General features: G+C 72.4%; 19 protein-coding genes. 8 read left to right on the top strand and 11 right to left on the bottom strand.

Features of this window, described 5'->3' with window-relative positions; genetic code table 11:
• Nucleotides 1–43: 43 nt before the first annotated feature.
• Nucleotides 44–1,033 carry an ATP-binding protein gene (locus tag ABT112_RS11210; RefSeq protein ID WP_351508022.1) on the top strand — a complete coding sequence of 330 codons (990 nt, stop codon included), beginning with the start codon at nucleotides 44–46 and terminating at the stop codon, nucleotides 1,031–1,033.
• Between the two features lie 39 nt (nucleotides 1,034–1,072).
• Here the strand turns inward: ABT112_RS11210 and ABT112_RS11205 are convergent, their stop codons facing one another.
• The gene (locus ABT112_RS11205) at nucleotides 1,073–2,419 is read right to left on the bottom strand and encodes a polysaccharide deacetylase family protein (protein WP_351508212.1); all 1,347 of its coding nucleotides are present in this window, start codon (nucleotides 2,417–2,419) and stop codon (nucleotides 1,073–1,075) included.
• A gap of 304 nt (nucleotides 2,420–2,723) precedes the next feature.
• Here ABT112_RS11205 and ABT112_RS11200 point away from each other — a divergent pair, with 304 nt between their 5' ends.
• The 6 genes from ABT112_RS11200 (at nucleotide 2,724) to ABT112_RS11175 (ending at nucleotide 11,118) form a co-directional block, all read left to right on the top strand.
• Nucleotides 2,724–5,078 carry a SulP family inorganic anion transporter gene (locus tag ABT112_RS11200; protein WP_351508020.1) on the top strand — a complete coding sequence of 785 codons (2,355 nt, stop codon included), beginning with the start codon at nucleotides 2,724–2,726 and terminating at the stop codon, nucleotides 5,076–5,078.
• A 501-nt stretch (nucleotides 5,079–5,579) separates the two neighbouring features.
• Nucleotides 5,580–7,541 (top strand): acetate--CoA ligase, encoded by a 1,962-nt coding sequence (acs, locus tag ABT112_RS11195; protein ID WP_351508019.1) that lies wholly within the window; start codon nucleotides 5,580–5,582, stop codon nucleotides 7,539–7,541.
• A gap of 390 nt (nucleotides 7,542–7,931) precedes the next feature.
• The gene (nhaA, locus tag ABT112_RS11190; protein ID WP_351508017.1) at nucleotides 7,932–9,323 is read left to right on the top strand and encodes a Na+/H+ antiporter NhaA; all 1,392 of its coding nucleotides are present in this window, start codon (nucleotides 7,932–7,934) and stop codon (nucleotides 9,321–9,323) included.
• A gap of 78 nt (nucleotides 9,324–9,401) precedes the next feature.
• Entirely contained in the window at nucleotides 9,402–9,860 is a 459-nt protein-coding gene (locus ABT112_RS11185) for a phage holin family protein (RefSeq protein ID WP_351508015.1), read from the top strand.
• On the top strand, nucleotides 9,857–10,783 hold the full coding sequence (locus tag ABT112_RS11180) for an alpha/beta fold hydrolase (protein ID WP_351508014.1): 927 nt from the start codon (nucleotides 9,857–9,859) through the stop codon (nucleotides 10,781–10,783). Before ABT112_RS11185 ends, ABT112_RS11180 begins: the two co-directional genes overlap by 4 nt.
• Nucleotides 10,784–10,896: 113 nt before the next feature.
• Entirely contained in the window at nucleotides 10,897–11,118 is a 222-nt protein-coding gene (locus ABT112_RS11175; protein ID WP_351508012.1) for a hypothetical protein, read from the top strand.
• 256 nt (nucleotides 11,119–11,374) lie between these two features.
• Here the strand turns inward: ABT112_RS11175 and ABT112_RS11170 are convergent, their stop codons facing one another.
• The 3 genes from ABT112_RS11170 to nth all read right to left on the bottom strand — a co-directional run bounded on the left by ABT112_RS11170 (nucleotide 11,375) and on the right by nth (nucleotide 14,201).
• A complete protein-coding gene (locus ABT112_RS11170) occupies nucleotides 11,375–12,574 on the bottom strand; it encodes a MarP family serine protease (protein ID WP_351508010.1) in 1,200 nt (399 codons plus the stop codon).
• Between the two features lie 12 nt (nucleotides 12,575–12,586).
• A complete protein-coding gene (locus tag ABT112_RS11165; protein ID WP_351508008.1) occupies nucleotides 12,587–13,276 on the bottom strand; it encodes an NUDIX hydrolase in 690 nt (229 codons plus the stop codon).
• A gap of 73 nt (nucleotides 13,277–13,349) precedes the next feature.
• Complete coding sequence (gene nth / locus ABT112_RS11160) at nucleotides 13,350–14,201, bottom strand: endonuclease III (RefSeq protein ID WP_351508006.1); 852 nt, start codon at nucleotides 14,199–14,201, stop codon at nucleotides 13,350–13,352.
• Nucleotides 14,202–14,451: 250 nt separating this feature from the next.
• On the opposite strand from nth, the gene ABT112_RS11155 reads away from it, so the two are divergent.
• On the top strand, nucleotides 14,452–15,126 hold the full coding sequence (locus tag ABT112_RS11155) for a Crp/Fnr family transcriptional regulator (protein ID WP_351508004.1): 675 nt from the start codon (nucleotides 14,452–14,454) through the stop codon (nucleotides 15,124–15,126).
• Nucleotides 15,127–15,391: 265 nt separating this feature from the next.
• Here the strand turns inward: ABT112_RS11155 and ABT112_RS11150 are convergent, their stop codons facing one another.
• The 7 genes from ABT112_RS11150 to ABT112_RS11120 form a co-directional block, all read right to left on the bottom strand.
• The gene (locus ABT112_RS11150) at nucleotides 15,392–15,658 is read right to left on the bottom strand and encodes a hypothetical protein (RefSeq protein ID WP_351508002.1); all 267 of its coding nucleotides are present in this window, start codon (nucleotides 15,656–15,658) and stop codon (nucleotides 15,392–15,394) included.
• Nucleotides 15,655–15,921 (bottom strand): hypothetical protein, encoded by a 267-nt coding sequence (locus ABT112_RS11145; RefSeq protein ID WP_351508000.1) that lies wholly within the window; start codon nucleotides 15,919–15,921, stop codon nucleotides 15,655–15,657. Before ABT112_RS11145 ends, ABT112_RS11150 begins: the two co-directional genes overlap by 4 nt.
• A 96-nt stretch (nucleotides 15,922–16,017) precedes the next feature.
• Nucleotides 16,018–16,902, bottom strand: a complete 885-nt coding sequence (locus ABT112_RS11140; RefSeq protein WP_351507998.1) for a peptidoglycan-binding protein — start codon at nucleotides 16,900–16,902, stop codon at nucleotides 16,018–16,020.
• A gap of 193 nt (nucleotides 16,903–17,095) precedes the next feature.
• Nucleotides 17,096–17,743: a hypothetical protein gene (locus ABT112_RS11135; RefSeq protein ID WP_351507996.1), complete on the bottom strand. Its 648-nt coding sequence runs from the start codon at nucleotides 17,741–17,743 to the stop codon at nucleotides 17,096–17,098.
• A gap of 76 nt (nucleotides 17,744–17,819) precedes the next feature.
• Entirely contained in the window at nucleotides 17,820–18,107 is a 288-nt protein-coding gene (locus ABT112_RS11130) for a hypothetical protein (protein WP_351507994.1), read from the bottom strand.
• Between the two features lie 50 nt (nucleotides 18,108–18,157).
• The gene (locus ABT112_RS11125) at nucleotides 18,158–20,524 is read right to left on the bottom strand and encodes a hypothetical protein (protein WP_351507992.1); all 2,367 of its coding nucleotides are present in this window, start codon (nucleotides 20,522–20,524) and stop codon (nucleotides 18,158–18,160) included.
• Nucleotides 20,511–21,356, bottom strand: coding sequence for a hypothetical protein (locus ABT112_RS11120; RefSeq protein WP_351507990.1), 846 nt, complete (start codon nucleotides 21,354–21,356; stop codon nucleotides 20,511–20,513). The genes ABT112_RS11125 and ABT112_RS11120 overlap by 14 nt, the downstream gene beginning before the upstream one ends.

The raw sequence follows: 21,356 nt of genomic DNA, 5'->3' as shown, positions 1-21,356 counted from the left end.
CCTTCACTCACCCTGCGCAACACTTGACCTACCCTTGGTGAACATGAAGATCGCTTTCGTTGGGAAGGGCGGCAGCGGCAAGACCACCCTGTCCTCCCTGTTCATCCGTCATCTCGCCGCCGAGCGCCTCCCGGTGATCGCGGTGGACGCCGACATCAACCAGCACCTCGCCCCGGCCCTCGGCATCGACGAGCGGGAGGCCGCCGAGCTGCCCGCCCTCGGCGCGGAACTCCCCCTGATCAAGGACTATCTGCGCGGCTCCAACCCCCGGATCGCCACGGCCGAGACCATGATCAAGACCACCCCGCCGGGCCACGGCTCCCGTCTGCTGCGGGTCCGCGAGGAGAACCCGGTCTACGCCGCCTGCGCCCGGCCCGTGCGGCTCGAGGACGGCTCCGACGTCCGGCTGATGGTGACCGGGTCCTTCACCGAGTCGGATCTCGGAGTCGCCTGCTACCACTCGAAGGTCGGCGCGGTCGAGCTCTGCCTCAACCACCTCGTCGACGGCCGGGAGGAGTACGTCGTCGTCGACATGACGGCGGGATCCGACTCCTTCGCGTCCGGCATGTTCACCCGTTTCGACATGACCTTCCTGGTGGCCGAGCCGACCCGGAAGGGCATCGCCGTCTACCGCCAGTACAAGGAGTACGCCCGGGACTTCGGGGTGGCGCTGTGCGTGGTCGGCAACAAGGTGCAGGGACCGGACGACGTCGACTTCCTCCGCGCGGAGGCGGGCGACGACCTGCTCGTGACGGTCGGTCACTCCGACTGGGTGCGGGCGATGGAGAAGGGCCGCCCCCCGCGCTTCGACGCGCTCGAACCCACCACCCGGCAGGCGCTGGAGACGCTGCACGGAACCGCCGACGCCGCCTACGAGCGGCGCGACTGGGACCGCTACACCCGGCAGATGGTGCACTTCCACCTCAAGAACGCACAGAGCTGGGGGAACGCGAGAACCGGGGCCGACCTGGCGGCGCAGGTCGACCCCTCCTTCGTGCTGGACGAGAGCCGCACGGCCACCGAGCCCGTCTGACCCCCGGGCGCGCTCCGCGCCGGACCGCCGCCCCGGACGCTACCCCTGAGCCAGAATCCCGGCTCCCCGGCGCTCAGCGGCGGCCGCCTTCCCGGATGCCGCCTTCCCGGGGGCCGTCTTCCGCGGAGCGGACTTCCTGGGCGGGGTCTTCCGGGGGACGGGAGTGCGCCGGTCGAGGAAGGTCTCCCAGCCGCCCTTCGGCTTCTTGCCGACGTCCAGGGTGCGGAGCCGGTCCAGCACCTTCGGGTCCTGGGCGTCGAGCCAGTCCGCGAGCTGCTTGAACGTCACACAGCGGACGCCCTCCCGGGGGCAGACCGCCTTGATGGTGTCCTCGACGGCCCGCATGTAGGTGCCGCCGTTCCAGGACTCGAAGTGGTTGCCGATGAACAGCGGGGCACGGTTGCCGCGGTACGCCCGGGAGAAGGCGGAGAGCAGCCCCTTGCGCATCTGCTCCCCCCAGGCACCGTGCCGTGCGGGATCCCCGTGCACCGTCCCCGACTGGTTCGCCAGGAAGTTGTAGTCCATCGAGAGGGTTTCGAACGACCGGCCGGGCATGGGCACCTCCTGGAGGGGGAAGTCCCAGATCCCGTCGACTCTGCCCGGCCAGACCTGACGGCCGCCGGAGGAGCTCGCGTCGTAGCGGAACCCCATGGCCTTGGCCGCGGGGATCAGATTCCGCTGGCCCTCCAGGCAGGGTGCGCGGCCGCCGACGAGTTCCTTGCTGTAGTCGAAGGGCAGCGGTTTCTCGTTCTTCAGGCCGGTGTGGGTCCGCCACTTCTTGACGAAGGACTCGGCCTGCTCGAGCTCGCTCCTCCACTCCTCCGTGGACCAGGTCCCCACACCGTTGGCTCCACAGAAGTGCCCGTTGAAGTGGGTGCCGATCTCGTGGCCCTCCTTCCAGGCCTGGCGGATCTGAGCCAGGGTGTCCCGGATTCCCTCGAGGCTGTTGAAGCCGATGTCCGAGGCGCCGGCGGAGTGCCCGGGCGGGGCATAGATCTTCCGCTTCTCCTCCGGCAGCATGTACACGCCGCTCAGAAAGAACGTCATCCTCGCGTCGTACTTCTTGCCGACATCGCGGAAGTGGGAGAAGAGCTTCTGGCTGTCCTCCCCCGCGCCGTCCCAGGAGAAGACGACGAACTGCGGAGGCTCCTCACCGGGCCGCATCCTGCGGGCGGCGGGCTGGCTGGGCTGACGTCCGGTGTCGGCTGTCGACCCGTCGCCGATGATTCTGACCTTCTCGGCAGCCGCCCCCTGGGGGGCGGCGGAACGTTCCTGCGCCTCACCGGCTCCCGGCTTCGGCGCCACACCGCTCGAACATCCGGTGACCGCGAGGGCCATCGCCGGGGTGACGACACCGAGAACGACTCTCCATGCGGCTGCCATCAGCCACCTCTTTCCTGAGGCTTGTCCAGTCCGACACAGCACCGCCAACGTCGCATGACCGGGCCGGAGGATTTGTACGACAAGCTGACTGTCATACAAATTCACTCAATAGGCGCAAAGGCCAGCGCATTCATGGAGATAGCAACCGCTCGTTCTTTACTCTGGATTACGATTCATTTACCGAGAGTTGAGGAACGCCGTATCGGGCAGCACCGCGCCCGGACCCGGCGCTCCGCCATCCCGCCGCTGTACGCCGTGACCCACGGCCGCGAGACCGCGACCGCGCAGCCCCGGAGGAGACGGGACGATGACCTTGCGAATGTCCATGGGCGACCGCCCCTTGCACCCGAACCGCACAGCGCCGGAAGGCGCCGGCCCTCGCAGCACTCGAGAACCGTGCCCACCCCCGGAAGGCCGCCACGGCCCGGGCAGGGGCTTCCGGCTGCACGCCGCCGACCTCTCCGCATCCGCCACCGTCTTCCTCATCGCCCTGCCGCTGTCCCTGGGCATCGCCCTGGCCACCGGAGCCCCGCTCCAGGCCGGGCTCGTCGCGGCCGCCGTCGGCGGGATCGTCGTCGGGCTGCTCGGCGGCGCACCGCTCCAGGTCAGCGGCCCGGCCGCGGGACTCACCGTGGTCACCGCGGATCTGATCCAGCAGTACGGGTGGCGCACCACCTGTGCCCTCACCGTCGTGGCCGGACTGGCCCAGTTCGGCCTGGGCTGCGCCCGCGTGGCCCGGTCCGCCCTGGCCGTCAGCCCCGCGATCGTGCACGGCATGCTGGCCGGCATCGGGGTCACGATCGCGCTGGCACAGCTCCATGTCGTCCTGGGCGGCACGCCGCAGAGCTCCGCCGTCGCCAACGCCCTGGCCCTTCCCGACCAGCTGACGGACCTCCATGTCGGGGCTCTCTCCGTCAGCGCGCTCACGGTGGCCACCCTTCTGGTGTGGCCGCGGCTCCCCCACCGCTGGGGCCGCATGCTCCGCAGGGCTCCGGCCGCTCTGGTGGCCGTCGCCCTGGCCACGGCGTTCACCATGCTGGCCGGCCTGCGTTTGCCGCAGGTCGACCTGCCCTCCTGGAGAAGTCACGCACTGCCCGCGATGCCCGACGGGCCGGTCCTGGGCCTCATCGCGGCGGCGCTCACCATCACCCTGGTGGCCAGTGTCGAATCACTGCTGTCCGCGGTCGCCGTGGACAAGCTGGCCACGGCCCGCGGAGGACCACCGGAGAGCCGCGTCCCCCGCGCCGACCTGGACCGGGAGCTGCGCGGCCAGGGCGCGGCCAATGTGGTGTCGGGGGCTCTGGGCGGGCTGCCGGTCACCGGTGTCGCCGTGCGCAGCTCGGCGAATGTGGCCGCCGGAGCGGTCAGCCGGGCCTCGACGGTGCTGCACGGGGTGTGGGTGCTCCTCGCCGCCGGGGTTCTCGTCGGTGCGCTGGAGCTGATCCCGCTGGCCGTCCTGGCGGCGCTGGTGATGGTGGTGGGCGTGCAGATGGTCAGCCTGACGCACGTACGCACCGTCAGACGGCACCGGGAGGCCCTGGTGTACGCGGCGACCCTGACCGCCGTGGTCCTGCTGGGTGTGCTGGAGGGAGTGGCGGCCGGTATCGCCGTCGCGGTCGGGCTGGCACTGCACCGGCTGGCGCACACCCGCATCACCGTCGAGAAGGAGCCGGACGGCACGCACCGGGTGCGGGTGCGCGGTCAGTTGATGTTCCTCGCGGTGCCCCGGCTCAGCCGCGCCCTCGGGCAGGTGCCCGAGGGGGCGCCCACGGTGGTCGAGCTGGACGGCTCGTTCCTGGACCACGCGGCGTACGAGACGCTGCAGCACTGGCGGGACGCACACACCGGACTCGGGGGCACCGTCACGGTCACCGGGCGGGCGGGGGATCGGATCGGCGAGCCGCACTCCGCGCACAGCTGCCGGCCGTGGACTCCCTGGCGCAACCACCAGTGCACCCGGCCGCCGACGCCCCGCAAGCCGGGGACGGCGAGCGGACAGCTGGTCAGCGGCCTGAGCGCGTTCCAGCGCAATACCGCGCCGCTGGTGCGGGACGAGCTGGCCCGTCTGGCGAAGGAGGGGCAGCGTCCGTCCCAGCTGTTCCTCACCTGTGCCGACTCGCGGCTGGTCACCAGCATGATCACGTCCAGTGGGCCGGGTGACCTCTTCACCGTGCGGAACGTCGGAAACCTGGTGCCGTTGCCCGGGCTCGAGACCTCGGACGACTCGGTGGCCGCGGCCATCGAATACGCGGTCGAGGTGCTCGAGGTCAGCAGCATCACGGTGTGCGGACACTCCGGCTGCGGAGCCATGCAGGCGCTGCTGAGCTCGGGGCCGGAAGGCCCGCGGACCCCGCTGAAGCGCTGGCTGCGGCACGGCTTCCCCAGCCTGGACCGGATGAATGCAGGGCACCCCGAGGACGGGCCGATGATCGCCGGACGGCCCCCGGCGGACGCGGTGGAGCGGCTCTGCCTGACCAATGTGGTGCAGCAGTTGCGCAATCTGGCGGCGCACGAGTCCGTGGCGCGCCGGGTGGCCGAGGGGTCCTTGGAGCTGCACGGGATGTACTTCGACGTAGGGGAGGCACAGGCGTACGTGCTCGACGGAGAGGCGAAGGAGTTCGCCCGGGTGGAGCCTGCCGCGCAGGAGGAGAGCCTGGTCTGACGGGCGCCGGGTCGCAACGGACGCTCGGTCCGCCTCCGGGCGGCGGGGTCCCTCCGGGCAGCCGGGCCCGCTCGGCGGCCCGGCCCGTCTCGGCGGCCCCGCTCCGTCCCGACGGCCCGCTCCGTCCCGACGGCCCGCTCCGTCCTGGCGGCCTGGCCCGTCCGGACAGCCGGGGCCGTGCGGGGCGCACGGCGCACTCAGCCGGTGGGGACGGGCGCACTGCCCGGCGGAGGGGCTGCTGGGCGGGGTGTCGTCGGGGCCGGCGGCTGCCCGACCGGTGAAGGTCCGTGCCCGCGGCGGTGGCCCTGCGCCGGATGGGCGGGCGGCGGAGCAGATCCCGGGGCAGGCCGGTGAATTGGCCTCCACCGGGGTACGTCTGACAGCTGTCCGGGCACCTCGGGGCACAGGTCTAAACCAATCGCGGAAGGCCCTTGTCACGTGACCAGCTGACTGATGAGCTATGGCCTGGGACACACAGGGGACCTCGGATTGGGAGATGTCGTGAGCAACGAAAGCCTGGCCAACCTGCTGAAGGAGGACCGGAGGTTCGAGCCGCCGGCCGACCTGGCCGCCGGTGCCAATGTGACGGCCGAGGCGTACGAGGAGGCCGGTGCCGACCGGTTGGCGTTCTGGGCCGAGCAGGCGCGTCGGCTGACCTGGGCCACCGAGCCGACCGAGACCCTCGACTGGAGCAACCCGCCCTTCGCCAAGTGGTTCGCGGACGGCAAGCTCAACGTCGCGTACAACTGCGTGGACCGGCACGTCGAGAACGGCCTGGGCGACCGGGTGGCCCTGCACTTCGAGGGCGAGCCGGGGGACAGCCGCTCGATCACCTACGCCGAGCTGCAGCGTGAGGTCTCGCGGGCGGCGCACGCCCTGACCGAGCTGGGAGTGCAGGCGGGCGACCGGGTCGCCGTCTACCTGCCGATGATCCCGGAGACGGTCGTGGCGATGCTGGCCTGCGCCCGGATCGGTGCCCCGCACTCCGTGGTCTTCGGCGGCTTCTCCGCCGACGCCCTGGCCACCCGGATCGAGGACGCCGACGCGCGGGTGGTCATCACCGCCGACGGCGGCTACCGGCGCGGCAAGCCCTCCGCCCTCAAGCCCGCCGTCGACGAGGCGCTGACCCGCCCCGGCACGGAGAACGTGCGCAACGTGCTGGTCGTCCGCCGCACCGGCGAGGACACGGCGTGGACCGAGGGCCGCGACGTGTGGTGGCACGACATCGTGGACCGCCAGCCGGAGGAGCACACCCCGGAGGCGTTCGACGCCGAGCACCCGCTCTTCATCCTGTACACCTCCGGCACCACCGGGAAGCCCAAGGGCATCCTGCACACCACCGGTGGCTACCTCACCCAGGTGTCGTACACGCACCACGCGGTCTTCGACCTCAAGCCGGAGTCCGACGTCTACTGGTGCACCGCCGACGTCGGCTGGGTGACCGGACACTCCTACATCGTCTACGGGCCGCTCTCCAACGGGGCGACCGAGGTGCTCTACGAGGGCACCCCGGACACGCCGCACCAGGGCCGCTGGTGGGAGATCGTCCAGAAGTACGGCGTCACGACCCTCTACACCGCGCCGACCGCGATCCGCGCCTGCATGAAGTGGGGCGACGACATCCCGGCGAAGTTCGACCTGTCGTCGCTGCGGGTCCTCGGGTCGGTGGGCGAGCCGATCAACCCCGAGGCCTGGGTCTGGTACCGGAAGAACATCGGCGGGGACCGGACGCCCGTCGTCGACACCTGGTGGCAGACCGAGACCGGCGGCATCATGATCAGCCCGCTGCCGGGGGTCACCACGACCAAGCCGGGATCGGCGCAGATTCCGCTGCCCGGCATCGCCGCCACCGTCGTCGACGACGACGCCAACGAGGTACCGGACGGCTCCGGCGGCTACCTGGTGCTCACCGAGCCGTGGCCCTCGATGCTCCGGACGATCTGGGGTGACGACCAGCGCTACCTCGACACCTACTGGTCGCGCTTCCGGAACCGCTACTTCGCGGGCGACGGCGCCAAGAAGGACGACGACGGGGACATCTGGCTGCTCGGCCGGGTCGACGACGTGATGCTGGTGTCGGGCCACAACATCTCGACCACGGAGGTCGAGTCGGCTCTCGTCTCGCACCCGAAGGTCGCCGAGGCCGCGGTGGTCGGTGCCACCGACCCGCAGACGACCCAGGCCATCTGTGCCTTCGTCATCCTGCGCGGCGGCGCGACCGAGGGCGCGGAGCTGGTCGAGGAACTCCGCAACCACGTCGCCAAGGCGCTCGGTCCCATCGCCAAGCCCAAGCGGATCCTGCCGGTGGCCGAGCTGCCCAAGACCCGCTCCGGCAAGATCATGCGCCGGCTGCTGCGCGATGTCGCGGAGAACCGGGCCCTGGGTGATGTCACCACGCTCACCGACTCGTCGGTGATGGAGCTCATCCAGAACCAGCTGCCCAGCGCCTCGAGCGAGGACTGAGCGGACCGGAGCCCCCCCAGGGGCACCGGCGGAACACCGATGACGGGGTGTCCGGCACGACGCCGGGCACCCCGTTGTGGCGGGCACCCCGGCGTGCCGGACACCCCTTGTGCCGGGCACCCCGTCGTGCGGACGCGGCGCCGGGCTCCCGTCATGCGGCTGTCCCGTCATACGGCTGTCCCGGCGTACGTGCGTCCCGGCGTACGTTCCTCCCCGCCGTGCACTGCGCGGGTGAACTTCCCCCGGCCGCTCCCCCGTGCGGGCCGGGTAAACTGGCCGTCGCGTCAAAGTCGCGACAAGAAATACAGGGGTGCCGGGAAGTCTGGTCGGCAAGAGCCTCAGCGATGCCTGGGCTGAGGACTCTCACCGAACCGACCGGAGGTCGACCCCGTGGCCGCGCCCCAAAGCCGCACGTTCCTCGCCCGTCTCCCGCTCCCGGAGCGGAACTTCGTGGCGGACGCGCTGCGGACCGAAACGGCCGGGGGAATCCTCCTGCTGGTGGCCGCGCTCGCCGCCCTCGTGATGGCGAACACCCCGCTCAGCGACCTCTACCAGAACGTCAGGGATTTCGAGTTCGGCCCCGAGGCCCTGCATCTCCACCTCTCCGTCGGCTCCTGGGCGACCGACGGGCTGCTCACCATCTTCTTCTTCGTCGCCGGTATCGAGCTCAAGCGCGAGCTGGTCTCGGGGGAACTGCGCGACCCCCGGGCGGCGGCCCTGCCCGTCGTCGCGGCGGCCTGCGGCATGGTGGTCCCGGCGGGGTTCTACGCCGTCGTGAACGTGGGCGGCGGGGGGAGCCTGGCCGGCTGGGCGGTCCCGACCGCCACCGACATCGCCTTCGCCCTCGCCGTCCTCGCCGTGCTCGGCACCTCGCTGCCGGCCGCGCTGCGCGCCTTCCTGCTGACCCTGGCCGTGGTGGACGACCTCTTCGCGATCCTGATCATCGCGGTCTTCTTCACCACCACGATCGACTTCGTGGCCCTGGGGCTCTCCGTCGTGGGCCTCGCGCTGTTCTGGTTCCTGCACCACCGGGGCGTGCGCGGCTGGTACGTCTACGTGCCGCTCGCCCTCGTCATCTGGGCGCTGATGCACGCGAGCGGCGTGCACGCCACCGTCGCCGGTGTCGCGATGGGACTGATGCTGCGCTGCACGGTCCGGGAGGGCGAGGATCGTTCCCCGGCCGAGCGCATCGAGCACTTGGTGCGACCCCTGTCCGCCGGTCTGGCGGTACCGCTGTTCGCCCTGTTCGCGGCCGGGGTGGTGGTCTCCGGGGAGGCCATCGGCGACGTCTTCACCACCCCCGAGCCGCTCGGCGTCGTCCTCGGCCTGGTCCTCGGCAAGACCGTCGGCGTCTTCGGCGGTTCCTGGCTCGCCGCCCGGTTCACCAAGGCGGAACTCAACAAGGATCTGGCCTGGGCCGATGTGCTCGCCGTCGCCGCGCTGGCCGGGATCGGCTTCACCGTCGCGCTGCTCATCGGCGAACTGGCCTTCCCCGACGACCCGGTGCTCACCGACGAGGTGAAGGCGGCCGTCCTGGTGGGGTCGCTGATCGCGGCGATCGTCGCCGGGGTTCTCCTCAAACTGCGCGACCGGGTGTACCGGCGGCTGTTCGAGGAAGAGGAGCGGGACGAGGACCAGGACGGCATCCCGGACATCTACGAGCTGGACAACCCGGAGTACCACCTGCGGATGGCGGCCATCCTCGAGGCGAAGGCCGCGGAGCACCGGCGGTTGGCCGAGCAGGCGGCGGACGGAAGCACAAAGCGCGACGGTCCGGCATGATCTGAGGGCAACCGGCCGGTATGCAGCCCCTGTGGGCAGTCCGGAGCGCAGAGGCGCAGAGAGAAGAGGGATGTATCGATGAGCGCAGTCGAGCAGGACGGCGATCGCAGCCTCGGTCAGCTGATGGCGCAGGCGACCACCGAGATGTCCGCCCTGGTGCACGACGAGATCGCCCTGGCCAAGGCCGAACTCCGCCAGGACGTGAAGCGGGCCGGCATCGGCGGCGGCGCGATCACGGCCGCCGGGATCCTGGCGCTGTTCGCGCTCCCCGTGCTGAGCTTCGCCGCCGCGTACGGCATCCACAATCTGGGGCTCGGCCTGGCCTGGTCCTTCCTGATCGTGGGCGGCGCCTACCTGCTGATCGCCGCGGTGCTCGGGCTCTTCGCGATCGCCAAGTTCAAGAAGGTGAAGCCCCCGCAGCGGAGCATCTCCTCGGCCAAGCAGACGGCAGCCGTACTGCAGGGCGTCAAGCCGCATCCGCGCCCGGCGAGCGAACCGCGCCCGATCGGCGTGACTGTGACACGCTCCTCCGTATGACGGCACCCGACAGCAGCGCCTCGGTCGTACGGCTCGACGGCCCCTGGACCCATCGCGACGTGGCCGCGAACGGCGCCAGATTCCACATCGCCGAGGCCGGCGACGGGCCGCTCGTCCTGCTGCTGCACGGTTTTCCGCAGTTCTGGTGGACCTGGCGGCACCAGCTCACGGCGCTCGCCGAGGCAGGCTTCCGGGCCGTCGCCATGGACCTGCGCGGGGTCGGCGGCAGCGACCGCACCCCCCGGGGGTACGACCCCGCCAATCTGGCGCTCGATGTGACGGGTGTGATCCGGTCGCTCGGGGAGCCGGACGCCGCGCTGGTCGGCCACGATCTGGGTGGCTATCTCGCGTGGACGGCCGCCGCGATGCGGCCCAAGCTGGTCCGTCGGCTGGCGGTCTCCTCCATGCCGCACCCCCGGCGCTGGCGCTCCGCGATGCTCACCGACGCCCGGCAGACCACCGCCGGCAGCCACATCTGGGGCTTCCAGCGGCCGTGGCTGCCCGAGCGCCGGCTGACGGCGGACGACGCGGCACTGGTGGGGCAGCTGATCCAGGAGTGGTCCGGCCCCCGGCCTCCCGAGGAAGAGGCCGTGGACGTGTATCGGCGGGCGATGGCCATCCCGTCGACCGCCCACTGCTCCATCGAGCCCTACCGGTGGATGGTGCGGTCGCTGGCCCGCCCGGACGGTATCCAGTTCAACCGCCGGATGAAGCGGCCGGTGCGGGTGCCGACGCTGCATCTGCACGGGTCGCTCGACCCGGTCATGCGGACCCGGAGCGCGGCGGGATCCGGGGTGTACGTCGAGGCGCCGTACCGCTGGCGGCTCTTCGACGGGCTCGGGCACTTCCCGCACGAGGAGGACCCGGTCGCGTTCACCACGGAACTCGTCAGCTGGCTCAAGGACCCCGAACCGGATCGTTGAACTCCGGAACATCCCGTCCGCCCGTGGGGGCGGCGGCCAATTGCCGCCCGCATAGGCCAATTGGCTGTCCCGGGCGCGGTTACCGACCACGGGGCAGGGGCACTCTCTTCGGTATGGGTTGGACGCACGACTCCCGCAATGCCGGGGGTCCGGGGGTGGACCCCCGGGACAACGCAGTTCGTAGCCGCCGCGCCTCCGCCGCACGCAGCACCCCGCAGGGGGTGGTCGTGGTGGGGCACCCCGGCAGAATCGCCGATCTCCAGTTGGGGATCCCACGCATCCTTCGCCGCCGCGCCCGCTGGGTGTCGGCGCGCCTGCGGCATCCGCGCGGCTGACGCCGCTCCGCCGCCCCGCCGTCCGCGGACCGGACGGAATCCGCAGCAGTCGGCCGGAGCCACCGTGCCCGGTCGGCGGCGGGTGCCGCGGTCCGTGACTCCGTGCCGCTGAGTCGACGCAGGACGCACCGACCGTGGGCGGAGTCGTCGGGGGGCCCGGACGGTTCCCGCTGCCTCGTGCCCCGGCCCCGCACTCCCGGCCCCGCACTCCCGGTGGCGGGGCGCCCACGGGCGCCGTGCGGGCCCGGGCCGGGCGTCAGAGCGCGCAGCCCTCGCTGTCCACCGGCTGGTCCGCCGACCGGCCCTTGAGGACGTCCTCCCGCACCTCGTCCCCGGTCAGGGCGTAGCCGGTGTTCTTGTCGTCGAGCGACTTCGCGAAGACCACGCCGTAGACCCGGCCGTCCGGGGTGAGGAGCGGGCCTCCGGAGTTGCCCTGCCGGACCGTGGCGTACAGGGAGTAGACGTCGCGGCGCACGGTGCCCCGGTGGTAGATGTCCGGGCCGCTGGCGTTGATCCGGCCGCGGACGCGTGCGGCGCGTACGTCGAAGGCGCCGTTCTCCGGGAAGCCGGCGACGATCGCGCTGTCCCCGGTCCCGGCGTCGGACTCGGTGAACCGGAGCGCGGGGGCGCGCAGCGCCGGCACGTCCAGGACCGCGATGTCGCGCTCCCAGTCGTAGAGCACCACGGTCGCGTCGTAGAGCTTGCCCTTCCCGCCGATCTGCACCGTCGGCTCGTCCACCCCGCCGACGACGTGCGCGTTCGTCATGACGCGGTGCGGGGAGAAGACGAAACCGGTGCCCTCCAGCACCTTGCCGCAGCCCTGCGCGGTGCCCAGCACCTTGACGATGCTGCGCTGCGCGCGGGTCGCGACCGGGCTGGTGGCGAGCTCGGGGTCCGGCGGCTCGACCGAGGTGATCGGCTCGTTCGAGAACGGGCTGAAGACCTGGGGAAAACCGTTCTGCGCGAGGGCGGTGCTGAAGTCACCGAACCAGGTGTTCGCCGACTCCGGGATGACCTGGGAGACGCCGAGCAGCACCTTGGAATTGCGGACCTCCTTGCCCAGGGTCGGCAGCGAGGTGCCGGCCAGGGCGGAGCCGATCAGCCAGGCGACCATGAGCATGGCGACCACGTTCACCAGGGCGCCACCGGTGGCGTCCAGGGCGCGCGCCGGTGACCAGGTGATGTGCCGGCGGAGCTTGTTGCCCAGATGCGTGGTGCAGGCCTGGCCGACCGAGGCACACACGATCACGATGACCACCGCCGCGACCGCCGCGCCCGTCCCGGGCGTGCGCTCGCCCGTGAACTGGCTCCAGATCACGGGCAGCAGATGGATCGCGACGAGCCCGCCCCCGAGGAACCCTGTCACCGACAGAATGCCGACGACGAAGCCCTGGCGATAGCCGACGATCGCGAACCACACGGCAGCGAGCAGCAACAGGATGTCCAGCACATTCACCGGGACACCGTCTCATGCACGCCAGTCGAGCGGGACGCGCTTCGTGCGGTCCCAGGGCCTTTCCCAGTCCGCGAAGTGCAGAATGCGGTCGATCACACCGGCCGTGAAACCCCAGACCAGGGCATCCCGGACGAGGAACGCGGGACCGGTGTGACCCCTGGGGTGGACAGCGGTCACGCGGTTGGCGGGGTCCGCGAGGTCGGCCACCGGGACGGAGAAGACCCGGGCGGTCTCCCCCGGATCGACCGGGGACACCGGGCTCGGCTTCCGCCACCAGCCCAGCACCGGGGTGACCACGAAATCGCTCACCGGGATGAAGAGCCGCGGCAGCACCGCGAAGAGCTGCACCCCCGACGGGTCGAGCCCGGTCTCCTCCTCCGCCTCGCGCAGCGCCGCCCGCAGCGGGCCCTCGGCCTGCGGGTCGCCGTCCTCCGGGTCGAGGGCGCCGCCCGGGAAGGACGGCTGGCCGGCGTGCGAGCGCAGCGTGCCCGCCCGCTCCATCAGCAGCAGCTCCGGCCCGTGGGAGCCCTCCCCGAAGAGGACCAGCACCGCGGACTGCCGGCCTCCGGACTCGGGCGGCAGGAAGCGGCTCAGCTGCTCGGGCCGGACCGTCCGCGCCGCCCGGGACACCGGCTCCAGCCAGCCGGGCAGGCCCGCGTCGCTGACGAGGGCGCCGTCGTTCGTCTCCTGGGCCCGCGTCACCGGCGCCCTCCCCGGTCCGGGCCCCGGTGCGCCGGGCAGGGGGCCGCCGCGGCCGGCCACGCCGCCGCCCCGCTCACGCCGCCCCCAGCGGGGGTGCGGGCCTGCCCGGGTAGTCCGGCGGGGGCTTCAGGCGCTGCCCGGGGGCGCCGCCCATCTCGTACTTCAGCAGCTTCTTCGCCTTCTCCGGGTCGGTCTCGCCCTCGCCGTACGCCGGGCAGAGCGGCGCGATCGGGCACGCTCCGCAGGCGGGCTTCCGGGAGTGGCAGATCCGGCGGCCGTGGAAGATCACCCGGTGCGAGAGCATCGTCCAGTCGCTCTTCGGGAAGAGCGTGGCGATCTCGGCCTCGACCTTCTCCGGATCCTCCTGCTCGGTCCACTTCCAGCGCCGGACCAGCCGGCCGAAGTGGGTGTCCACGGTGATGCCGGGGACCCCGAAGGCGTTGCCCAGGACCACGTGCGCCGTCTTCCGGCCCACTCCGGGCAGGGTGACCAGCTCCTCCAGCCGGCCCGGCACCTCCCCGCCGAAGCGGTCCCGCAGGGCGGTGGAGAGGCCGATCAGCGACTTCGTCTTGGCGCGGAAGAAGCCGGTGGGCCGGATGATCTGCTCCAGCTCCTCCGGGTTCGCCGCCGCCATGTCCTCCGGCGTGGGGTACACGGCGAAGAGGTCGGGGGTGGTCTGGTTGACCCGCAGGTCGGTGGTCTGCGCCGACAGCACGGTGGCGACGAGCAGCTGGAACGGGTTCTCGAAGTCCAGCTCGGGGTGGGCGTAGGGGTAGACCTCCGCCAGCTCGCGGTTGATCCGGCGGGCCCGGCGGACGAGCGCCAGCCGGGACTCCGGTTTGGACGTTGCCGCTTTGGGCGTTGCAGCTTTGGACTTTGCGGCATTCGCCGGTTTTTTCTTCGCTGTGGACGCCTGTTCGCCCACAGCGGAATTACGGCCCGAAGTCACCCGCCCGGCCCCCTTGCCCTCTGCTCTCACCGGCGTATTGGACACTCGGCCAGACTAAAGCCCGCCACCGACATCCGCCCCGGGCGCCCGAGAACGGCGCCCCGATCGGACCCCTGCCGTAGGGCTTCCGGCAGGGATGCGCCACACTTGTGTTTGATCACACAGTTTTACCGTCCGGCATCATGGGGACCACGGCCCCCTGAGCATGTCGACAAGGAGAGATCACGTGGACGACGTTCTGCGGCGCGCTCCGCTCTTCGCTGCCCTCGATGAGGAGCAGGCGGCCGAGCTGCGCGCCTCCATGAGCGAGGCCACCCTCGCAAGGGGCGATGCCCTGTTCCACGAAGGGGACCCCGGCGACCGGCTGTACGTGGTCACCGAGGGCAAGGTCAAGCTGCACCGCACATCCCCCGACGGCCGCGAGAACATGCTCGCCGTCCTCGGCCCCGGCGAACTCATCGGCGAGCTCTCGCTCTTCGACCCGGGTCCGCGCACGGCCACGGCCAGCGCCCTCACCGAGGTCAAGCTGCTCGGCCTCGGGCACGGCGACCTCCAGCCGTGGCTGAATGCCCGGCCCGAGGTGGCCACCGCTCTGCTGCGCGCCGTCGCCCGGCGGCTGCGCCGCACCAACGACTCGATGTCGGATCTGGTCTTCTCCGACGTTCCGGGCCGTGTCGCCAAGGCACTCCTGGACCTCTCGCGCCGCTTCGGCGTGCAGTCGGAGGAGGGCATCCACGTGGTGCACGACCTCACCCAGGAGGAGCTGGCCCAGCTGGTCGGCGCCTCCCGCGAGACGGTCAACAAGGCGCTCGCGGACTTCGCGGGCCGCGGCTGGCTGCGCCTGGAGGCGCGCGCCGTGATCCTGCTCGACGTGGAGCGCCTCGCGAAGCGCTCGCGCTGAGCCGGGGCCACACCGGCCTGCGCACAACGGACGAAGAGCCCCGCCCCCTGGAGGCGGGGCTCTTCGCCGTGCGGGCCGGGGGTGCCCGGTGGTGGGGCCGGGGCGACGCGGGTCACGGGGCCCGCCGGACGCGCGGTCTCCCGGACGCGAAGCCTCCCAGCACTGGCATCCCGGGCACGGGGATCCCGGACGAGGGCATCCCGGACGAGGGCATCCCGGACGAGGGCATCCCGGACGAGGGGATCCCGGACGAGGGGCACGGGAGCTATCGCGTGAAGGTGCCGTACACCGCCGTCACCAGGGCCAGGACGCCCGTCACGGCCGCCAGGGAGGGCAGCGGCCAGCGGGTGCGCTCCAGGGCGTCCAGCCGGAACTCGTGGTCCGCGAGCTGCTTGTCCGTCTGGTCGCTGCGCTGCACCAGCAGCGCCAGGGATCCGTCGACCCGGGCGAACCCGGCCTCGACCGTGCCCCGGAGCCGTTCCAGCTCCAGGGCGACCGCCGCGGCGTCGGAGCGGCCCTCCGGCCCGCTCACCCGCGGCTCCGGCGGCCGTCCAGCAGGGCGCGGAGCTCCTCGTCGGGAGTGGCCGGCACGGTGCGCAGCCAGCCCGGCAGCAGCAGCTGCACGGCGGGCAGCGCCATGATCCGCGCCAGGCCCCCGGCCACGGCGAGCGCCCCCGCCACCCCGGGGAGGGCCGCCGGGATGCCGGCGGCGCCGACGATCGCGGGGAGCGCGACGGCCAGGCCGACGGCCGTCTGCAGCACGGTGCGCGCGGTGCGCTTGGCGGCTTCGGACATGGGTGTTCCCTTTCAGGCGGTGCGGGTTCAGGCGTGCGGGTGTGCCCGTTCAGGCGGATCGAGAGGGTGCTTTCAGGCGGTCCGAACGGAGTGCGTTCAGGCGGTGCGGGTGGCGCGCGGCACCCGGAGGCGGTCCCAGCTGGCGCGGCCCGGTAGGCCGTCGGCGTCGGCACCGGAGTAGCCGAGCTTGCGCTGCCAGGCGGCGTACGAGGCGCGGTCGGCGTCCGACCACTGCGGGCCCGGTCCGACCGCGTAGCGGCCGCAGCCCTCGGCGGCCAGCCGCCGGCCCATCGCCGTGACCAGCGGGCTGCGGCGGCCGGCGGCGAAGAAGGCCGCGCCGGGGAACGGCTCGTACCCGTCGGGGGTGTGGGCGGGCGGCGCCGGAGGGGTGGGACGGCCGCCGAGCCGCCGGGTGACGCGGGTGCGCATGGCGGCCATCGAGAACGACGGGTCGATCTTGCGGATCGTCCACTCCTTGTGGCCGATGACGCTCGCCGAGGACCAGTCGTGCGCCCGGCAGACGGCCGTGGCGACCCGTTCCACGGCGTCGAGCTGGGCGTCCGGGTAGGGGTCGCGGCCGTTGCCGAGGTTCTCGATCTCGAAGCCGTAGAAGTGGACGTTGCCGTCCACGGCGTCCGGCCCGGGGCGGCCGCCCGGCTGGGCGGACTCCTTGCGCACGGCCTCGTACGCGGCGCGCGAGCCGCGGCCCGCGTGATTGGTGCGGCCGTAGCCGACGAGGTGGACCGAGCCGTCCTTGGCGATGACGCCGATGCACAGCGGGCCGGGGAGGCCGGTCATGCCGTTCCGGCACAGGGCGACGCTGTCCCGGCCGGCGGTGTGATGCAGCATCACGCCGTTGACGGGCCCCCAGGGGCCCATGTGGTTGCGGTTGCGGGTGCGCCAGCCGCCGTGCTCGACGACACGGACGCCCTCGGCACGCAGGGCGCGCGCGAAGGCGTCGGCGCTCAGGGGAGTGGCCATGGGTTCTCCTCCGGGCATGGGAAAGCCCCGGGCCGGCGGGCTCGGGGCGGGTGGGTGCGGTGCTGGAGGAACGGGGCGGGCGGGGGCCGGTGCCCGCCCCGTTCCGGCGGGCTCGGGTGACCGGGTCGACCCGGCGGGCTCAGGTGACCAGGTCGACCTGGCCTGCTCAGGTGACTGGGCCGACCTGGCCGGCTCAGGTGACCGGGTCGACCCGTACGAAGCGGTTGTCGAACGACGCGGTGTTGCCCGCGCCGCCGCCCGCCCGGTACGCGGGCGTCACCGTGTGCAGCGCTCCTCCGGTGAGGCCGGAGACCTGGAACTGCGTGGACGCCGAGGCCCGGGCGGCCGACCGGACGATCGAGGACCGGTCCTCGTGGGCCGCGAGCTTGACGGTCGTCCCCAGCCGGACGGCGGCCGACATGTACGCCAGGCCGTCCGCGGCGGAGTTGTAGGTGTAGGCGCCGACCGTGACGATCACCGAACCGGAGGGCGGCGCGGTGAAGGACACGGCCATCGGGTCGCCGGCGGCGTTGGTCAGCGTCTCCACGAAGGTGGTGGACGTGGTCGAACCCTCGTTGTTGTTGACCTTGTGGACCGGGCCCGGCGCGACGGGCGCCCAGTGGTTGCCGGCGTAGTGGAAGAGCCGGCCCGGGGTGCCCAGCCAGGCCACCATGCCCGCGACCGGGTTGGTCACCCGGGCCTGGAGGTTGGCGATGTCGGTGAAGCGCAGCACGGTCCGGCCGTCGATCGCCTCGGCCAGCGACTGCAGGTGCAGCGGCACGTCGGCCACGTCGGTGGGCTGCGGATAGGGGAGGTTCCCCAGCGGGGTGAGCTTGCTCATGCGGTCTCCGTAGGTTGTGCGGCGGCCCTGGAGGGTGGGCCTCCCGGCGGGGAGGCCCGCGGCGGGTCGGGAGCGGTCAGTCGCCCATCGGCGGGGGCAGGACGTACTCCCCCGACTGCGCGTCGCCCTCCCGGATCGTCGGATCGTCGATCGGGGTCAGGGCGGTCCAGTCGGGGGGCGGGGCGGCCGGTGCCGGGCCGGGCGGCGGCGGTCCGGCTTCGGGGAGCGGCTCGGCGTCGGGGGACGGCTCGGCTTCCGGGAGGGGCGGTCCTGCCTGGAGGGGCTGGGCTCCGGGGAAGGACTGGGCTCCGGGGAGGGGCTGGGCTTCCGGAAGGGGCTGGGCTTCGGGGAGGGGTTCGCTCACTGCGTACCGTCCTCGGTCGGGCGCGCGGCCGTGCGGCCGCGGGCGGATGGTCAGCCGTGCTGCTTCAGGGCCCGGTAGAGGATGCCCTTGGCGAGGAGGTCGGCCAGGGTGTCGTACGCCGCGGTGACCTCCGTGTACGGGCGCTGCCGGCCGACGTTCGGGTCCAGCGGCGGGTCGGGGAGAAGGCCCTCGTCCCGGGGCGGGCTCGTCCAGGACGCCCCGCGCAGGGTCAGGACCTGCTGCGGTGCGCTGCCGGCCGTGGCGGTGGTGCGGATGCCGACGACCCAGGCGAGGGTGTCGAGCGCGGCGCCCGCGGAGTCGACGACCCGGACGGCGTCGCCGAGCTGGACCCGGGGATCGTGCAGCACCTCGACCTCGCCGAGCAGCGGCATCGGGTAGCGGCCGGCGTCGAGCATGGCGAACGACAGATCGGAGGCGCTCGTCCGGTCCTGCACCCAGTCGGACGCCTCGGCCAGGTACTGCTGCTTGCCGTAGTACTTCTGGCTGTCGGTGTTGAACCACGCGTAGCTGCGCTGCTTGGGCTCGGCGCCGGACTTGATGGTCTCGAGGTGCACCGACCCCTTGCCGTCCTTGGTGACCGTCCACACGGCGGCCGTGCTCCGGTTGGTGAAGCGCAGGATGACGAGCGGCCCCTGGCGCCGGGTGCTCACCGTGACCTCGCCCTTGACGGCCTTGCCGCCGGTGACGGCGGTGCCGAAACGCACCTTGCTGCCGCCCTTGATGGGTGTCACGTCGTCGTCGACGACCGGCGGGCCGAAGTCGTTCTCGTCCTCGGCGATGGCATAGGACACCTCCCGTGAACCGCCCGGCGGGATCTCCCACTTCGTCGGGTCGTCCACGACGGTGCCGAGCACCGAGGTGACCTTCGACCAGTCCTTGTAGGGCTGCTCGCAGTAGTTCCGGCAGGCGTCGATCTCCTCGCCGACGGTGAGGGAGGCGATGTCCCGGAGCGTGGTGAGGGTGAGGTCGGGCTCGGCGGGGCTGGTCTGGAACCGCTTCGGGCCGCGCCAGCGGAAGACCCCGAACTCGTCGAACTCCGCGGTGGACATGCTGGCCCGGGCGATCTCGGTGATCACCTCCCACAGCGAGCCGGAGACCTTGGGCACGTCGTAGAGCGGCAGGGCCGCCTCGTCGAGCGCCGCGCCCTTGCTCCACCGGCCCCGCTGTTCCCACTCCTCGGGCGGATAGCCGGCGGTGTCGGTCCAGATCCGGTCGGTGACCTGGACGCACTCCACCGCCATGTCGGTGATCACATCGACGCGGTTGAGCTCCGACTGCGGCTGCACGGCGTTGGTGTTGGTGGTGGACGCCGACTTCCCGCCGACGAGGTATCCCCCGTCGGGAGCGGTGAGCCGCGGCTGGAAGCTGGGGATCACCGACGTCCCGGTGCCGGTCGCGTCCGCCATGAAGCCCAGGTGCCAGCGGCCCTTGGCCGACGCCAGTTTCGGGAAGTTCCACGTCCAGGTCGCCGAGGTGCCCCCGACGGTGCCGGAGGTGATGGTCACGGCTCCGCTGGAGGTGTCGAAGACCGCGGTCAGATGGCCGCTCGCCCCGGCACTGCGGTCGAAGACCGTCTTCAGCTCGAGCTTGCTGCCCCGGGACAGCGCCGTGTTGACCCAGCACTCCACCTGGAAGATGCTGCCCGGCAGCGCGAACCGCGACCTCGGCATCCAGGAGACGGTCAGCCCGGCCTCCTTCGGCATCAGCGCCATCTCGAACGGCGCCCCTTCGCGGACCCACTCGTACGCGGAGGGCGCGGGCACCGTCTCGGGCTGTCCGTACGACGCGTTGAAGCCGCCGTGCAGCGAGGCGTAGAGGACGGTGAACGGGTCCGCGTCCTCCTTGTCGAGCTCGGGTGCGCGCGGGGGCGGGCAGGTGTGGATGCCGCCCTGGCGGAGCAGCTCGTCCACGCACCAGGTGGCCGTCGCGACCGGACGCCCGTACAGCACCCCGTGGTACGGGCGGGGCAGGGAGGCCGGACCGCGCAGCCGCTCCGCCCCGTCCAGCGCCTGCACGGTGACGGTGTCGCTGCCGGAGTCGGCGGAGCGCGACCGCACGGTGCCGCGGAAGGCGGGCAGCATCCGGCCGGCGAGGCCCGCGGCGTGGACGACGGACTGGCCGGGGCGGGCCACGTCGCCCGTGGCGCGGTCGGCCCAGGCCGAGTACATCCGGGGCGCGGGCACGCCGTCGGCGCCGGAGAGCTGGAGTTCCAGCTGTGCCGACGCGCTGCCGGAGACCGCCCGCATCGCCTCGGGGAGGTCGGTGTTGTAGGCCCGTTCGACCTTCCAGGACTGGACCTGCGGACCGAGCTCCCGGCCGCCGAGGCGGGTGGACTGGGCCACGTCGCGCTGCGGGGCGGCGAGGGCCGCGTCCAGAACCTCGTCAGAGGGCTGCACCGAGCACCTCCACCAGGTCGAGACTGATGCTGCGGTACGGCAGGCGGGTGGCGGGGGTGTCGGTGAAGGCCGTGACGGCCATGGCGGGGCAGCCGTCGCCGAGGGCGAAGGCCACCGGCGGCTCCCCGACGGTCAGACAGGCGCCGGCGAGCGCGGTCATGCCGGTGGCGCCGGGGCGGCCGACCGGGGTGACGTAGGCGGCGCCCTCGGGGGCCAGGCCGGTGGTCACCGGTCCGGCGGTCGCCGTGCTCGACAGGTACTGGCCGTCGATGTCCTTCCAGTCCAGCTGGGCCTGGCAGAGGCCGGCGTTCCAGTCCGGCGGGAGCATCCAGGAGACCTGCATGCCGGGCATGACCGGCCAGCCCGCCCAACTGCCGTGCCGCCAGCCGATGGCGGTGGCCTCGTCCCGGCAGTCGCCGAGGACCGCGTCGCCGATGAAGGGGCTGATGACCATGGTGCCGCTGATGGTGAACCAGTGGTCGCCGCCGTTGGACCGCTCGGACTGCCCGGCGGCCTGGAGCGGGTCGAGCAGGTTGACCGACGCGGGGTCGAGGACGGCGACGGCGCCGCCCGCGTAGACGTTCCGGCCGAGCATCCCGGGGCCGTTGACGCGCCGGGCGACGCGGGTGAGGTGCTGGGCGTCCGCCGGCTCCAGCCACTCCCAGGAGAGCTTGAGACGGCGGGTGGTGCGGGCCGGGGCGATCGCCGTGACCCGCCCTTCCAGCGACCGGAACTCGGTCATGTTGAGTTCGGCGCTGCGGTCCCAGCTGCGGGCGGCCTGGGATATCTCACGCAGCAGACCGGGCTTGCCGATCCACAGATTTCTGGCCAT

This window comes from Streptomyces sp. NPDC002055, assembly GCF_040296705.1.
Taxonomy (GTDB): domain Bacteria; phylum Actinomycetota; class Actinomycetes; order Streptomycetales; family Streptomycetaceae; genus Streptomyces.
This window is presented reverse-complemented; position numbering and strand designations above follow the sequence as displayed.

Bases quoted from the DNA above. Each gene is read 5' to 3' on its own strand.
- ABT112_RS11210 (WP_351508022.1), top strand. From the start codon at position 44: ATGAAGATCGCTTTCGTTGGGAAGGGCGGCAGCGGCAAGACCACCCTG.
- ABT112_RS11200 (WP_351508020.1), top strand. From the start codon at position 2,724: ATGACCTTGCGAATGTCCATGGGCGACCGCCCCTTGCACCCGAACCGC.
- ABT112_RS11185 (WP_351508015.1), top strand. From the start codon at position 9,402: ATGAGCGCAGTCGAGCAGGACGGCGATCGCAGCCTCGGTCAGCTGATG.
- ABT112_RS11180 (WP_351508014.1), top strand. From the start codon at position 9,857: ATGACGGCACCCGACAGCAGCGCCTCGGTCGTACGGCTCGACGGCCCC.
- ABT112_RS11175 (WP_351508012.1), top strand. From the start codon at position 10,897: ATGGGTTGGACGCACGACTCCCGCAATGCCGGGGGTCCGGGGGTGGAC.
- ABT112_RS11145 (WP_351508000.1), bottom strand. From the start codon at position 15,921: ATGTCCGAAGCCGCCAAGCGCACCGCGCGCACCGTGCTGCAGACGGCC.
- ABT112_RS11140 (WP_351507998.1), bottom strand. From the start codon at position 16,902: ATGGCCACTCCCCTGAGCGCCGACGCCTTCGCGCGCGCCCTGCGTGCC.
- ABT112_RS11135 (WP_351507996.1), bottom strand. From the start codon at position 17,743: ATGAGCAAGCTCACCCCGCTGGGGAACCTCCCCTATCCGCAGCCCACC.
- ABT112_RS11120 (WP_351507990.1), bottom strand. From the start codon at position 21,356: ATGGCCAGAAATCTGTGGATCGGCAAGCCCGGTCTGCTGCGTGAGATA.